At 70.2% G+C, this 14,098-nt stretch carries 11 protein-coding genes and 1 tRNA gene; 4 read left to right on the top strand and 8 right to left on the bottom strand.

All coding sequences use genetic code 11. The features are described 5' to 3' along the window. Positions 1-13: 13 nt before the first annotated feature. From AAD496_RS02715 to AAD496_RS02700, 4 genes are all read right to left on the bottom strand, one after another. Positions 14-805, bottom strand: coding sequence for a DUF3152 domain-containing protein (locus tag AAD496_RS02715; RefSeq protein ID WP_349827096.1), 792 nt, complete (start codon positions 803-805; stop codon positions 14-16). A gap of 110 nt (positions 806-915) precedes the next feature. Next, positions 916-1,006: transfer RNA gene (locus AAD496_RS02710), tRNA-Ser, on the bottom strand. A gap of 158 nt (positions 1,007-1,164) precedes the next feature. Beyond that, complete coding sequence (gene tadA / locus AAD496_RS02705) at positions 1,165-1,599, bottom strand: tRNA adenosine(34) deaminase TadA (protein WP_349827095.1); 435 nt, start codon at positions 1,597-1,599, stop codon at positions 1,165-1,167. 71 nt (positions 1,600-1,670) lie between these two features. Further along, a complete protein-coding gene (locus AAD496_RS02700) occupies positions 1,671-2,243 on the bottom strand; it encodes a tRNA adenosine deaminase-associated protein (RefSeq protein ID WP_349827094.1) in 573 nt (190 codons plus the stop codon). A 133-nt stretch (positions 2,244-2,376) separates the two neighbouring features. Between AAD496_RS02700 and upp the strand changes: the two genes are divergently transcribed. From upp to AAD496_RS02685, 3 genes are all read left to right on the top strand, one after another. Continuing rightward, entirely contained in the window at positions 2,377-3,012 is a 636-nt protein-coding gene (gene upp, locus AAD496_RS02695; protein ID WP_349827093.1) for a uracil phosphoribosyltransferase, read from the top strand. Between the two features lie 427 nt (positions 3,013-3,439). After that, positions 3,440-4,264 (top strand): winged helix-turn-helix domain-containing protein, encoded by an 825-nt coding sequence (locus AAD496_RS02690; protein WP_349827092.1) that lies wholly within the window; start codon positions 3,440-3,442, stop codon positions 4,262-4,264. A gap of 142 nt (positions 4,265-4,406) precedes the next feature. After that, positions 4,407-5,333 carry an endonuclease/exonuclease/phosphatase family protein gene (locus AAD496_RS02685; RefSeq protein WP_349827091.1) on the top strand — a complete coding sequence of 309 codons (927 nt, stop codon included), beginning with the start codon at positions 4,407-4,409 and terminating at the stop codon, positions 5,331-5,333. Here the strand turns inward: AAD496_RS02685 and AAD496_RS02680 are convergent. The 3 genes from AAD496_RS02680 to AAD496_RS02670 all read right to left on the bottom strand — a co-directional run bounded on the left by AAD496_RS02680 (position 5,305) and on the right by AAD496_RS02670 (position 10,084). Further along, a complete protein-coding gene (locus AAD496_RS02680) occupies positions 5,305-6,729 on the bottom strand; it encodes a PrsW family intramembrane metalloprotease (RefSeq protein ID WP_349827090.1) in 1,425 nt (474 codons plus the stop codon). The genes AAD496_RS02685 and AAD496_RS02680 overlap by 29 nt on opposite strands. Positions 6,730-6,754: 25 nt before the next feature. Continuing rightward, complete coding sequence (locus AAD496_RS02675) at positions 6,755-8,428, bottom strand: PrsW family glutamic-type intramembrane protease (protein WP_349827088.1); 1,674 nt, start codon at positions 8,426-8,428, stop codon at positions 6,755-6,757. Between the two features lie 180 nt (positions 8,429-8,608). Further along, complete coding sequence (locus AAD496_RS02670) at positions 8,609-10,084, bottom strand: malate:quinone oxidoreductase (protein ID WP_349827087.1); 1,476 nt, start codon at positions 10,082-10,084, stop codon at positions 8,609-8,611. A gap of 366 nt (positions 10,085-10,450) precedes the next feature. On the opposite strand from AAD496_RS02670, the gene AAD496_RS02665 reads away from it, so the two are divergent. Beyond that, positions 10,451-12,193: a hypothetical protein gene (locus AAD496_RS02665; protein ID WP_349827086.1), complete on the top strand. Its 1,743-nt coding sequence runs from the start codon at positions 10,451-10,453 to the stop codon at positions 12,191-12,193. 63 nt (positions 12,194-12,256) lie between these two features. Here AAD496_RS02665 and AAD496_RS02660 read toward each other — a convergent pair whose 3' ends face one another. Continuing rightward, complete coding sequence (locus AAD496_RS02660; RefSeq protein WP_349827085.1) at positions 12,257-13,816, bottom strand: helix-turn-helix domain-containing protein; 1,560 nt, start codon at positions 13,814-13,816, stop codon at positions 12,257-12,259. Positions 13,817-14,098 lie beyond the last annotated feature (282 nt).

Raw genomic sequence — 14,098 nt, 5'->3', positions numbered from 1 at the left:
GCGGGGCGGACGGTCAGGCCACTGAGGGCCAGGCGTTGGGTTCGCAGCCGTTGAGTCCCTTGGACTGTTGCTGCATGAGCGGTGCGGGTTCGCCGGCGCCGGGGCAGTACTCGTGGCCGTGACCGAGCGCGTGGCCGACCTCGTGGTTGACCAGGTACTGCCGGTAGACGGTGAGCGAGTCGAAGTCCTCCGTCGCGCCCACCCAGCGTTTGGCGTTGAGGTTCACCTGGGAGCCGCTGCGGCAGGAGAGTTCCCCGATCGTGTCGAGCGGCAGGCACCGGTGGTCGACGGTGTCCGGGCTCGCGATGTTGATCCGCACCTCGTAGTCGCCCTCGGTGACGAGTTCGAAGGCGACCCCGTCCAGGTCCTGCCAGCCGCGCTCGTCCTGCAGGGTGTCCATGACGAAGGCGGCCGCCTCGTCCGCGTCGATCGGCACGTTGTCCTCGACCCGCAGCATCACGCGGAAGGGCGTGCCCTCGTCCGTCGACGGACCGATCGCCTCGGCCGGTGCGTCCCACTCACCGCTGCCGGCCGTCGGGATGTCCTCGATGCTCGGCGGTTCGGTTGTCGGGGTCGGCGTGGGAGTCGGTCGTGGGGAGAGCGCCTCGGCGGTGGCGGTGGAGACGGCGGGAGTGCCCGACTCAGCGGACTCGGCGGAGGGGGACATCGCAACGGGAGCGGGTTCTGTGACGGCGCCGACCGAGCAAGCGGTGAGGGAACCGAGGAGCGCGAGTGCAGTCGCGACGCCCAGCGCGGGACGGAGCGAGGTGCGCGGGAGGCGCGATGCGAACCGGAGGGGAGTCATGCCCCGAGCCTATCGACCCGATGAGGGCGGAGTGGGCCACGTCGACCCGCCATTGACGCGAAGAAGCCCGGGGCGTCGTCGACGTCCCGGGCTTCTCACGGCATTTCGCCTGGCGGTAGCGGTGGGATTTGAACCCACGGTACGGGGTTACCGTACACAACATTTCGAGTGTTGCACCTTCGGCCGCTCGGACACGCTACCGAGAACTACTCTAACCAGTCCCGCGGTGGACCTCAAAACCGGAGCAGGCGTCTGAGACGAGGATCACGACGCTCACGCGTTCGTCCAGTGTGGATTCTTTGGCGGATCAGACCCCGTGAAACGCCAAAGATTCGACACTGGAAGTCCGAAGGGCCTCCTCACCCCCGGCGGGTGGCGAAGAAGTCCGTGAGCAGAGCGGTGCACTCCTCGGCGAGGACCCCGGAGTACACCTCGGGCGTGTGGAGCGAGGCCCGGTCCCGCGGGAGGTCCCAGACGGAGCCGGTCGCGCCGGCCTTGTCGTCCCAGCCGCCGAAGACGATCCGGTCGACGCGGGCGGCGACGGCCGCACCGGCACACATGACGCAGGGCTCGAGCGTGACGACGAGCGTGCATCCGTCCAGGCGCCAGCGGCCGAGGGCTCGGCCGGCCTCGCGGAGGGCGACGACCTCGGCGTGCGCGGTGGGGTCGTGGTCGATCTCCCGCAGGTTGTGCCCGCGACCGACGACCCGACCCTCCGCGTCGACGACGACCGCACCGACCGGCACGTCGTCACCGGCCGCGGCGGCACGGGCCTGGGCGAGCGCCTGACGCATCCACGTGACGAACTCCGGCCGGCGCCCGTCGAATCCGCGTACCCGGCTCCGCCCACGCGCGCAGTCGGTGCTCAGCGTGCGGCTTCCAGCTGGTCGGCGAACCCGACGATCTCGCCGACGTGCGCGACGACACGGGCGGGGTCCGACTGGTACTTGCCCACCTGGTCGATGAGGTCTGCGGCCGGGACGCCGCGGTCGGCGAAGATGTCGACGTCGCCGGCGAACTCGGCATCGGGGTCCGGGACGAACATCGAGACCTCGTCCTCCTCGCCCTCGTCGGGTTCACCGTCTCCGTCGACGTCCTCCGCGCCGTCGGCGTCGGAGGTGTCCGAGTAGGAGTCCTCCTCCGGTTCGTACTCGTCGACCGGGGAGTCGAGGTAGTCGACGAGGAGGTCCGCGAAGGGGCTGTTCGCCGCCGCCTCGATGTCGGAGACGAAGACCTTGACGTCGTCGTCGCCGGTGAGACGGATGAGGGCGAACCACTCGTCCTCGTGCTCGATGACGGCGACCGCCTCGCCGTCCACCTCGCCCGCGCCGCGCATGACGTCGACGAGATCGTCGAGGGAGGAGTGGTCGGTGACGTCCAGATCGGTGGCCCGGTATCCGTCCGGGAACTCGGTGAGGATCTCCGTGAAGTACGACATGCCCCCATTGTGCCCGGATCCCCGCCGGGTGTGGACGCCTGCAGCCGCGATCCGTGTGCACGTGTCGAATCTCCCGGTCCCCGACCCCGTGCACACCTGCCCGGCGGGGCGCGTCTCCGGTAGATTCGGGCCCATGGAACTCCACGTCCCGGACCACCCGCTCATCGCCCACAAGCTCACCGTCCTCCGTGACGAGCAGACGGACTCCGCCCGGTTCCGGGCACTCACCGACGAACTCGTCACCCTCCTGGCCTACGAGGCGACCCGTGGTCTGCGCGTGGAGCCCAAGGAGATCACCACCCCCGTCTCCCCGATGACCGGGGTGACGATCAGCGAACCGCGCCCCGTCGTCGTGCCGATCCTGCGGGCCGGTCTCGGCCTGCTCGAGGGCATGACCCGCATGATCCCCACCGCCGAGGTGGGCTTCCTGGGCATGGTCCGCGACGACGAGACCTTCGAGGTCTCCACCTACGCCGAGCGCCTGCCCGCCGACCTCACGGGTCGGCAGGTGTACCTGGTCGACCCCATGCTCGCCACCGGCTCCACCCTCATCATGGCGATCGAGTACCTGCTGGCCCGCGGCGCCCACGACGTCACGTGCATCTGCCTGGTGAGCGCCCCGGAGGGTGTGAAGGCCGTGAGCGAGAAGTTCGACGGGGTCGCCGCCGTGACCGTCTACTCCGCGGCCCTCGACGAGAAGCTCAACGAGAAGGGCTACATCGTCCCCGGTCTCGGCGATGCCGGTGACCGCCTGTACGGCGTGGTCTGACCGGAGAGTTCTCCACCGCCTGCATGTGACGTCACATGACATCGACTCCCGTTGTCCCCGGACGTCACACCGCGCGCACCCGACTCGCGCCGATCCCCGGTAATCCGCGGATCCCGAGGCCCGGCCGACCCATCCGGCCGGGCCTCGCTTCGTCATGTGACGTCATATTTTCCCGGGATCCGGACCTCACCGTTGTCACATCTTCCGAGTGTGAAGAACAATGACGGCATGATCACACGTACGGCAGGAGTCCCCACGGCAGGGATTTCCGCAGCAGGGGCTCCCACGGACCGCAGCCCGACATGTATGTCGATGCCCTGCGTCCGTGACCACCTCTGACCGGCTGCCCGCGTCACGGACGGTTCCATCCGACACCCCACCGGTGTCCTCCCGCAGCTGCCTTCCACCCCTCGAAGGAGGAGCCGCCATGACCGTCGCCCCGATCACCCCCGCGCACACCGCCGAGTCCACCTCGACCACCCCCGACCAGGCCGAAGACCGCGCACACCCGCGCTCTGCGGCCGCGACCCGCCGCAGAGGAACCCCCTTGACCCCAGTCGATCCCCGGACCGCGCCCCGCACCTACGGCCCCGCAGGGGTCTCCCCCGGTCCGCAGGCGGCGCGCGGCATCGTCCTCTACATCGGACTCGACGAGTCGAAGGCCGCCGAGGACGGGACCAACCTGGCCGCGATCGCCCACGCGCTCCAGGAGTACGCGCACGAACTGTCCACCCAGGCCCAGACCCAGGCGATCATCGCGCTCGCCCCGCAGGGCCTGGGCAGCGACCTCGACGCGGTCCGCGCCGTCAACGTCGGATCGTCCGCGGCCTCCGGCAAGCCCGCCGGCCGCCACGGCCCCGTCCGGTCCCGCGTGCCCGGCCGTCTCCGCCCGCCGGCCGCCCGCGAGAACGTCCGCCCCGTCCCGGAGGCCTCCTCGGGTCTGCGGATCGACATCCCGCGCCGCGAGGTCCACATCGACGACTCCCTCGTGACCGTCACGACCAAGGAGTTCGACCTCCTCGCCACCCTCGTGTCCTCCCCGGGCTCGACGCTCAGCCGCGACGACCTCATCGACGCCCTGTGGACCGGCGACTCCGAACGTCCCGACGACCGCACCGTCGACGTCCACGTACGCCGCCTGCGCAAGCGCCTGGGCGACTACTCCTCCGTCGTCCGCACCATCCGCGGCCTCGGGTACCGCTACGACGAGCACCCCGACGTCCAGGTCTGGACCGCCACCGCGAGCCGCTGAGTTCATCACCGCCCGAACCCCGGCACCCCACCGCTGAGTTCCACGCCGCCCGTATCGCCGCCCAGGCGCCCTGCCCGGACGAGACACACCGCACACACCTCCCCCAGCCCTCCCTCAGCCGGTCGCCATAGACTCGGGCCCGATGTCCAGCCGCCGTTCCTCCTCCAAGGGCGTGTTCGTCTTCGTGCTCGGAGCCGTGCTCGCCGCAGCCCTCGCCATCCACGGGTTGATCCCCACCACGTACGGTCTCGCCCTCGTGGTGGAGACCCTGTTGCCGTGGACGTGGGTCCTGCTCGTGTTCCTCGCCCTGCTCACGCTCATCCGCCTCAGCTGGTTCAGCGTCGCGGGACTGTTGATCCCCTGCCTGGTCTGGGGGTCGATGTTCGGGGCCTTCCTGCGCCCGGCCTCCCCGCCGGAGGATCCGGACCTGCTCGTCGCCACCCACAATGTCGGGGCCCGCCTGCCCCAGCCGACCGCGACGGCGCACAGCATCATCGACCAGGAACCAGACATCGTCGCGATCCAGGAGATCGAGTCGCTGTCGGGTCAGATCATCACCGAGGAACTCTCGGAGGCCTACCCGCACGCGCGGAAGGTCGAGTCCGTGGGTGTGTGGTCCAAGTGGCCCATGACCCCGCCCGAGGAGTACACCCTGGGCATGCAGTGGACCCGGGCCTTCGCCACGACCATCAGCACCGACCACGGTGACATCCGGTTCTACGCCGTCCACCTGCCCTCGGTCCGGCCGGGTCACGAGTCCCTGCGCAACACCGGTCTGGAGCAACTGGCGGACGTGATCGCCGCGGACGACGCGGAGCGCATCGTCGTCGCCGGGGACTTCAACACCTCGTACTCCGACCGGTACTTCGCCGAACTCGACGCGATGCTCGAGGACACCCGCCAGGCCACGGGCGGCGGGTTCGGGTACACGTGGCCCGCGATCCTCCCGGTCACCCGCCTCGACCACATCATGGTCGGCGGTGCCCTGGAACCCGTGGGTGACGAGGTGCTCGACCGCGGGACGAGCGATCACCGGGCCGTCATCGGCTCCATCGATCTGGTGGAGTGAACCCGGCCTGCACGGGAACCCGTGGCGGCGCGGATCGCGGACCGCCCGACCCCGGTCCTCCTGACCCGTGTCCTGCGGCCCCGGCGGTGTTCACCCGGTGCTGGAGCAGTTTCCGCTGCCGGGTGAACTTCTCCAGCAGGTAGGTCTCCGTCTCCTTCTCCTTGTCCCCGCCGATCCCGGAGACCACTCGCTCCCGGACACCGGCGAGGTGCGCGCCCATGCGGACCAGGCGCGCCATCTCCTTCTTCGCCCCGGGGTACTTCTTCGCCCAGCGGCGGCCCGCCCGCCGGCCCTTCCAGGTGCCGAGCATCTGGACCTCACGCGGGGTCATCCACCCGGCCTTCGCGTAGTCGGTGAGCATGGTCCGGGTGTGCTTGGCCTCCTGGTGCCGCAGGACCAATCCGACGGTGAACCACGCACAGGACAGGACGGCGGACATCACGACGACCACCCCGATCGTCACGACCAGACCCAGGGTCCCCTGCTGGGGCACGCGGGCGGAGACGATCGTGCTCACTCCGTTCCACATGCCGTGCAACAGCATGCCGACGCACAGACCCGGGATCCACATGATGAGCGCCGTCCACCACGCCCCGCGCCGGGCCGCGAGCCCGATCGACATACCTGCGGCCGCGGTGAAGGCGGAGTGGATGAGGGGGCTGAGCACCCCGCGGAGGACGAACAGCATGCCGAGTGCCGCCAGCCCCTCCGTCGAGGCACGCCCCAGGTAGAGGATGTTCTCCGTGAAGGCGAAGCCCGCACCGGCGAGCGTGCCGTACATCCACCCGTCGAGCGGTCCCTCGAAGTACTTGCGGAACCCCAGGACGAGGACGACGAGGAACAGACCCTTGGTGAACTCCTCGATGATCGGCGCGCTCACGACGGGGGCGAGGATCGGATCGGCGGTGAAGGGCACACCCACCGTCGTGGCGACCACCCGATCGGCGATGAAGGACAGGAGGAAGGTGGCGAGCACGGCCACGGCCGCACCCCACAGGACGGCGGCGACGATGAACGGAATCGGCTGTGGTTTCCACCGGTCGAACCACACGATCACCGCCGTGATCCACGTGAGCGGGACCGCCGAGAGGAGGACCGCGAGCAGCCCCTCCCGGGCCGGGACCTGCAGGGCGATGAGTTGGACGCCGACGACGAGCAGGGTGATGCCCATGAGCAGGACGAGCAGCCCGACGATCACCCAGATGACGATCGTCCGCGCGGTCCGGGACCGGGCCTCCGGGTCCGGTTGCGGCATCCGCATGATCGCCTGCGTCGACCAGGCGTCGTCGACCTGCCCGCCGTAGGTCGCCACGGCCGTCCGGTCGTTTCGCCCCGGTGCCATCGGTGGGGCGTAGGGCGCCCGTCCCTGGAACCGGTTCTCCGGCGGTGTGCTCACCTCGTGGTCCCTCCTGTCATGTGGTTCAGTACCGCGGACCCGGCTGACCCTGCTGTCCGTACCCCTGTGGCGGGTGCCCGCCCTGCGGAGGCATGCCCTGGGGTGGCATGCCCTGGGGTGGCATGCCCTGCGGTGGACCGGCGAACTGCCCCGGCCCCTGCTGCGGCGGAATCCCCTGGGGTGGCATCCCCTGCTGCTGCGCCATTCCGTGCTGGGACGGGATGCCCTGCTGCATGCCCTGCCCGGTCTGCCGGTTCGACTTCTGCACCTTGTACATGAGCAACTGCCGGAGCTTGGTGAAGTGTTCGAGTTGATAGGTCTCGATGTCGCGTTCCTTCTGCCCACCGAGCCCCGCGAGCACGCGCTCCCGGATGCCCGAGAGGTGCGCACCGGACCGGATGAGCTTGCTCATCACCGGTTTGGCCTCCGGGTACCGGGCCGCCCACCGCATCCCGGCCCGTCGGCCCTTCCAGGTGCCGAGCATGTCGACCTCGTTGTGGGTGAGCCAGCCGGCGTTCGCGTACTCACCGAGCATCTGCTTGGTGTGCTTGGCCTCGTTGCTGCGCAGGATCAGGCCGGTGACAAACCACCCGATCGAGACGAGCCCACCGAACAGGGCGACCGCCAACAACTGGACGAACAGCCCCGCCCCCATGGCGGACATGACGGTCGCGAAGGCGTTCCACGCACCGTGGAGGAACATCCCGGCGATCAGTCCGGGGAACCACAGGAGGATCGCGATCCACCATCGACCACGCCGGGCGGCGAACCCGATGGAGATCCCCGCGAGAGCCGTGTACGCGGAGTGGCCGAGCGGGCTGAGGACCACACGCATGAGCCACGTGAGTCCGAGCGCCTCGGCGCCGTACCCGTACTGGGCCCCGTCGGCATAGGCACCGCCCAGGTAGAGCAGGTTCTCCGTGAAGGCGAACCCCGCACCGATGAGGGTCCCGTAGATCCACCCGTCCATCGGCCCCTCGAAGTACTTGCGGAACGCGAGCACGAGGATGACGAGGAAGACACCCTTGGTCCCCTCCTCCAGTACCGGGGCACTCACGATCGGGCCGATGAGCGGGTGTCCGCTGAAGGGCGGCAGCCCGACGATCGCCAGGAAGAAGTCGATGATCCCGCCGAGCACGAGGGTGGCGATGACCGACGCCGCGCCGCCCCAGGCGACACAGGAGAGCAGGAGCGCGACCGGCTGGGGCTTCCACCGGTCGAACCAGATGATCGAGGCCGCGATCCAGGCGAGCGAGAACCCGGAGAGCAGGAAGACCGGGATACCGCCGCCGGGCATGCGCGAGACGATGAACCCGATGAGGAGGAACACGAGCACCGCGGCGAAGAGCAGGAGGAGCGCGCCCCCGACCACCCACATCCCGACGGTCCGCGCGGTCTTCGAACCCTCGTCCGGGTTCTGCCGGGGCATCCGCATGATCGCCTGGGTGGACCACTCGTCCTGGATCGGCCCACCGGAGTACTGCTCCACCCCGGCCTTCACGCGCATGGCCTGGGTGATCGTCGGGTGCAGCCGCGACTGCTCGTACTGCCGCTGTTCCGGCCGGTACTGCGGCTGCCCGCCCTGTGGCTGCGCGCCGGCGGGCGGCCCACCCTGTTGCGGCCCACCCGGATGCGGGTACTGCTGCCCACCGCCGGGGCCCTGGGCGCCCGGCTGCCACTGCCGCGGGTCCTGACTCATCGTTCCCACATCCCTCGTCACGGATACGTCACGGTCACGTTCGGGACAAACCTACCTGCCGCCACGGACACCGGAACACACCTCGTGTGGCGGGTTCGCACTACGCACGAGGCGCTCTGCACTTCCCACGGGAAGTGCAGAGCGCCTCGGGAGCGTGACAGGGCCATCACGGCCCCGGGGTCACTTGACCAGCTGGAGCGTGCGCGCGGTGTACTCGGAGAGCTCGTCGAGCAGGGTCTCGTCCTCGTGCAGCTTGCGACCGAAGGAGGGGACCATCTGCTTGAGCTTGGTCTCCCACCCGGAGAACTGCTGCGGGAAGCACTTCTGCAGGAGGCCGAGCATGATGGGTGCCGCGGTCGAGGCGCCCGGGGAGGCACCGAGGAGCGCGGAGATCGACCCGTCGGCGGCGGTGATGACCTCGGTGCCGAAGCCGAGCTCGCCACCCCGGCCCTTGGGCTTCATCACCTGCACGCGCTGACCGGCGGTGATGAACTCCCAGTCCTCCGGGTCCACCTCGGGCAGGAAGTCGCGCAGGGCGTCGTACTTCTTGGCCTTCGAGGCGGCGAGTTCACCGACCAGGTACGTGACGAGGTCCGTGTTGTCCTTGGCGACGTTGAGCATCGTGCCCAGGTTGTCGCCGCGAACGGAGAACGGCAGGTCGGTGAAGCGGCCCGACTTGAGGAACTTGGGCGAGAAGCCGGCGTAGGGGCCGAACATCAGGTACTTCTTGCCGTTGATCACGCGGGTGTCCAGGTGCGGCACCGACATGGGCGGAGCGCCGATGGCGGCCTGGCCGTAGACCTTCGCGTGGTGGTTCTCCACGAGCTCCGGGTTCGAGGTGCGCAGGAACAGACCGGAGACGGGGAAGCCGCCGTAGCCCTTGCCCTCGGCGATGCCGGACTTCTGGAGCAGCTGCAGTGCGCCGCCGCCGGCACCGATGAAGACGAACTTGGCGTCGACGTCGAAGGACTCGGAGGAGGCGGAGTCCGTGACGGAGACCTTCCAACCGTCGGCGGTCCGGGTGAGGTCGGTGACCTCGTGGCCGGTACGGATCTGCGTGTTCTTGGAGCTCATGTGGGTGAGCAGCTGGCGGGAGAGCGACCCGAAGTCGACGTCGGTCCCGAGTTCGGTGCGGGAGATGCCGTTGACCTGACCGGGGCCCCGATCGGCGAACATGGCCGGCAGCCACTCGGCCTGCGTGGCCTGGTCGTCGGAGAACTCCATGTCCTTGAACAGGGGGTTCGCCGTCATGGCGTCGTAGCGGGCCTTGATGTAGTCCCGGCCCTTCTCGCCGCGGCCGTAGGACACGTGGGGGACCTGGCTGATGAAGGAGGAGGGGTCGGTGATGATGCCCTCGTCGACGAAGTTCGACCACAGCTGCCGCGAGACGTGGAACTGCTCGTTGATGTTCACGGCCTTCGTGATGTCGACCGAGCCGTCCTTGCCCTGCGGGGTGTAGTTGAGCTCGCAGAGCGCCGCGTGACCGGTACCGGCGTTGTTCCACGGGTCGGAGCTCTCACGGGACACGTAGTCCAGACGCTCGTAGACGCGGATGTCCCAGTCGGGCTGCAGCTCCGACAGCAGAGTGCCCAGCGTGGCACTCATGATTCCGCTGCCGACGAGGACCACGTCCACGCTTTCCTTGGTGTACGACATCTCATCCCTCGGGTCGATGATCGCTGTCGGTCCCCTCCACGTCCCTCCGACGCCCCGGGGACACACGGTCGCCGGGACCCGGCGGGGCCTCACGATCCTCGCACGGTGACACGTCGGCGGTGTACGCGTCCGTCGGGAGCCCGGCTGGAAGGAGGCGGTCCGGCAACACGGGTTTCCGGTCCGCACTCTACCGGCAGCCGCGGTCCGGGCCGAACCCGGGTCCGCCGTCGTGGACCCGACCTGCGTCACGGTGCCTGTGGACGATCCACACACCTCCGGCGTCGTCGCCTGTGGACGCGGAGCCCGTCGTCCACAGGCGGAATCCGCCCCTGCCGTCGGCCACCGTGTCGGGGTTCCGATGGGTCCATGACTCGACGACACCCGACATCACCCACACGTTCACACCTCTCCCGCCACTGGCTCACCACCGCCTTCCTCCTCCTGCTCGTCCTCGTCCCCGTCCCCGCGGTCCTCGCCTCCGATGCGGGACTGCGGGGCACAGGCATCGAGTACCGGGACGACCGGGGACGGGCCACCTGGTACGGCAGCTACAACACCTTCGCGGGCACGATCGCCGGTGGCCGGGCCCAGGTCGCCTACTGCGTCGACGCCGGCCGGGGTTCTCCCCGGGCCGCCCTGTTCGACGCCGAGCCCGAACGCCTCATCGAGGCGCCGGAGGCCGCCTGGGCCCTGCACCACTGGTCCCGGTCGACCGACCCGGTCGAACAGGCCGCGCTCTCCGAACTCATGCGCACCCACCCGGACATCCCGCACCGCCACCGGATCGAGCCCGTCCCCGTCGCGCAGTTGGGGCCGGACTTCTCCGAGGTCGACAGGGCCCTCGAGGACCTGCGACGGGACTCCCGTGCCTTCGCCGGCCCCTACACGCTCGACGTCGAGGTGGACCGGAGCGCGGAGACCGGGACGGTCGGGAGCACTGACGCCGCGGATTCCACGGACCCGCCGGGTGCTTTCACCCTCCGGTCCACCGTCGAGGGCGCGGGCGAGGTGCCCGTCCCCGGAGCCCGGATCGAACTGTCGGTCACCGGCGGGACCGTCTCGCAGGAGGCGTTCACGACCGGGCGGACCGCCGCTTCGGTCCGGGTCGTGCCGGAGGACCCGGAGGACTCGGTCGACGTGGAGGTCACGGTGACGGACCTGGCTCCGCAGGTCGTCGAGTTCCACCGACCCGACCGCAGACGGCAACGGACCCAGAACGTCGTCGCCCCGGCACCCCAGACCGCGCTCGTCCAGTACCTCTCCGTCGCGGCCGGGACCGGACCGAGCGTGCGTCTTTCCCCTGTGGACGACACGGACGAGAACGCGTCGGAGGATGTGGAGAACACCGGTCCGACGTCTCGGGCGCCGACCTCTCCCGCTCCGACTTCTCCGGAGCCGCGGCAGAGTCCTTTCACCCAGCCGCCGCGGACCTGGGACTCCCCCACGGACTCCGCACCGACCCCGGAGAGTCCCGCGCCGCCGGAGAGCCCTGAGCCCTCTGAAACTCCCGCGCCTCCGGAGACCCCTGCGACCCCGGGGCCGCCGACTCCGCGTACTCCGGGGCCGGAAACGCCCGAGGAGCCCGAGCCGGAACGGTCGACTCCGGAGGAAACCACCCCTGCTTCCGAACGCCCCACCTCTCCGCCTCCGTCGAGCCCGCCCCCGTCGAGCCCGCCGCGGTCGCCGCGCACCGTCCCGGAGGAGACTCCGTCCTCGACTCCCCCGGAGGAACCGGAACGGCCCACGCCCTCGGACACGCCTCCCCCGGACACCCCGTCGACCCCTCCGGAGGAGACCCCGACGACCCCGGAGACGACCGCGCCGATGCCGACGGATTCGGCCCCGCCCGAGGAGAGTGCCCCGGTCGAGAGCCCGCCGTCGGAGACCACACCCGGGGTCACACCGGAGACCACACCGCCTCCCGCGCCCGCGCCCACCTCGGAACCGACTCCGTCCTCAGCACCCACTCCGACCGCGGAGACCACCGAGGAATCCGGCCCGGGCTCCCTCCCGATCACGGGCGCCCGGTCCGTGACGATGCTCGTCATGGCGCTCCTGCTCATCGGGATCGGGGTCGCCACGCTCATCGTCACCGGCCGCGGTCGCTGACACCGGCCGCCGGAGTCGGCCGTCCGGACCGGGCTTTCGAGGCCACGGCCCTCCGGGACCCGGTCAGTCGGTGGTGAGGCGGTTCCACAGGGACACGTCGAACCGCCGCTGACCGGCGATCCCGGACATGAGTCGCACCGAGTTGTCCACCTTCGCGGTCCAGGCGCGGACGGCGGCGACCGCATCGGAACGTTCGACGAAGGAGAAGATCCGCCGGTCGTCGTAGACGATCCGTTCGCTCGCCGAGCCGTAGTCGAGCCGGAGGACGGAGATGTACATGCGCAGCCGCAGGGTGAGGGACTCGAAGGCGCGCGAGGTCTGTGTGAGACCGGCGGCCCGCGCCAGCTCCTGCTGGAACCGCAGGTCCGCGTTTTCGACCTCGTCCCATTCCGTCAGCCCGTCCCGGCGCATCTCCGAGACGGCCTCGACCCGCTGGAGTGCCTGCCTCACCGGCACGAGATGCCGCTTGGGGCGCGTGGCCAGGTTCCGCAGCAGGATCGCGCCGAGCGACCGCCTGGCGGCATAGAGGTCGAGGACGTCGGTCGGGGTGATGTCGGGGATCCGCACCCCGCCGCGCGACCCGTCGAGGATCTCGTCGTCGACCATCCGGCGCAGCGCCGCGTCGACGGCCGTGCGCGGCACCCCCAGGCGGTGGACCAGGACGGTCGGACGGATCCGGTCCCCCGACCGGTAGCCGGAGTCGATGATCTCCTGACGCAGGGCGTAGGCGAGCTGCTCCGTCATCGACTGGTTCTCCCTCGGCAGCCATCGGGAGTCCGGGACCAGCCCGAATGATTCCAAAGTGGTGGATTCTGCCCGCCGGAGGGGCTGTCCACCTGGTGACCACATCAATCCTTCGAGCCCGCGGGCTGCCCGCGCCGCGACCAGATCGAGCAGCGAACCGGGCACGTCGACGACGGTCGCCAGGAGCCCCGTCAGGTTCCCGATGAAGGACCCGAAGGAGGTGTCGGAGACCCCCTTCCCCGGCAACCGACCGACGTCCAGGTCCCCGTGCGGATCGTAGGCCACCCAGCGCGCGGGCGCGGCACCCCGCACCACCGTGGCGACGTCCTCCCGGCGGACCTGACGGTGGTCGGAGTCGAACCGGTCGGCCCACATGTCGACCCCGGAGGCGTGGACACCGGCGACGACCGCCGAGGCGCGCCGCCGCAGGGCCCGCTCACTGCGGGTGCGCCGCGCACCACCGACGACGGGCCGCGTGCCGACGACGAGGACCGGGAACCCGACGGCGAACACCACGATCTCGTCGTCCCGGGCCTCGCGGGCCTCGACGGACATCCCACTCGCCACCCGGGAGACCACGCTCTGGCTCAGGCCCGTGGCCCGGGCGACCGCCCGGGTCGAGTAGTCCGCGGAGTCCACCCGGGCGCCAGCGGTCGCGAGCACCGCGGCCACGACACCCTGCGCGGTGTCCTGGATCCGCGGCCGACCGGGACGCGGCCGGTCGGCCAGGGACTCCCCACGTGCGGTCCGGTGCACCCACCGCCGCACCGTCGACGCGGAGGCGCCGACCTCCGCGGCCGCCTCGGCGACGGAGGCACCCGCGAGCACCCGGGACACGGCCCGGTCCCGGTCGGTCACCGAGATCGGACGACCACCCATGACACCCTCCCCACGACCGGATCGTGACACGTCGGACACGGTGTGGAAACACGCCACTCCCACCGGTGCACGACTTCCGACTCATGATATGCGACACGGAGCACCATCCCGACTACCGGAACCGCGCCATGGCCTCCACGCTGTCCCCACACGCCGGAACAGGGGTGGCCGACAGGGTCCTGAAACGCCCGCACCGCCACCTCCCGGCCGCCAACAGACGACGTACCGAAGGGCGCCCCCGGAAGGGGTGACGCCCGGTTGGACACCCGTGAGGAGGACACC

This window comes from Brevibacterium litoralis (genome assembly GCF_040212315.1).
Lineage (GTDB): Bacteria > Actinomycetota > Actinomycetes > Actinomycetales > Brevibacteriaceae > Brevibacterium > Brevibacterium litoralis.
Note: the sequence above shows the minus strand (reverse complement) of the source record. Positions and strands in the feature narration are given on the sequence as shown.

What these genes read in the sequence shown, in the direction of transcription:
- tadA (WP_349827095.1), bottom strand. Translation starts at nt 1,599, where the DNA reads ATGCGTCAGGCGCTCGCCCAGGCCCGTGCCGCCGCGGCCGGTGACGAC.
- AAD496_RS02665 (WP_349827086.1), top strand. Translation starts at nt 10,451, where the DNA reads ATGACTCGACGACACCCGACATCACCCACACGTTCACACCTCTCCCGC.
- AAD496_RS02660 (WP_349827085.1), bottom strand. Translation starts at nt 13,816, where the DNA reads ATGGGTGGTCGTCCGATCTCGGTGACCGACCGGGACCGGGCCGTGTCC.
- AAD496_RS02675 (WP_349827088.1), bottom strand. Translation starts at nt 8,428, where the DNA reads ATGAGTCAGGACCCGCGGCAGTGGCAGCCGGGCGCCCAGGGCCCCGGC.
- AAD496_RS02670 (WP_349827087.1), bottom strand. Translation starts at nt 10,084, where the DNA reads ATGTCGTACACCAAGGAAAGCGTGGACGTGGTCCTCGTCGGCAGCGGA.
- AAD496_RS02715 (WP_349827096.1), bottom strand. Translation starts at nt 805, where the DNA reads ATGACTCCCCTCCGGTTCGCATCGCGCCTCCCGCGCACCTCGCTCCGT.
- AAD496_RS02685 (WP_349827091.1), top strand. Translation starts at nt 4,407, where the DNA reads ATGTCCAGCCGCCGTTCCTCCTCCAAGGGCGTGTTCGTCTTCGTGCTC.
- upp (WP_349827093.1), top strand. Translation starts at nt 2,377, where the DNA reads ATGGAACTCCACGTCCCGGACCACCCGCTCATCGCCCACAAGCTCACC.
- AAD496_RS02700 (WP_349827094.1), bottom strand. Translation starts at nt 2,243, where the DNA reads ATGTCGTACTTCACGGAGATCCTCACCGAGTTCCCGGACGGATACCGG.
- AAD496_RS02690 (WP_349827092.1), top strand. Translation starts at nt 3,440, where the DNA reads ATGACCGTCGCCCCGATCACCCCCGCGCACACCGCCGAGTCCACCTCG.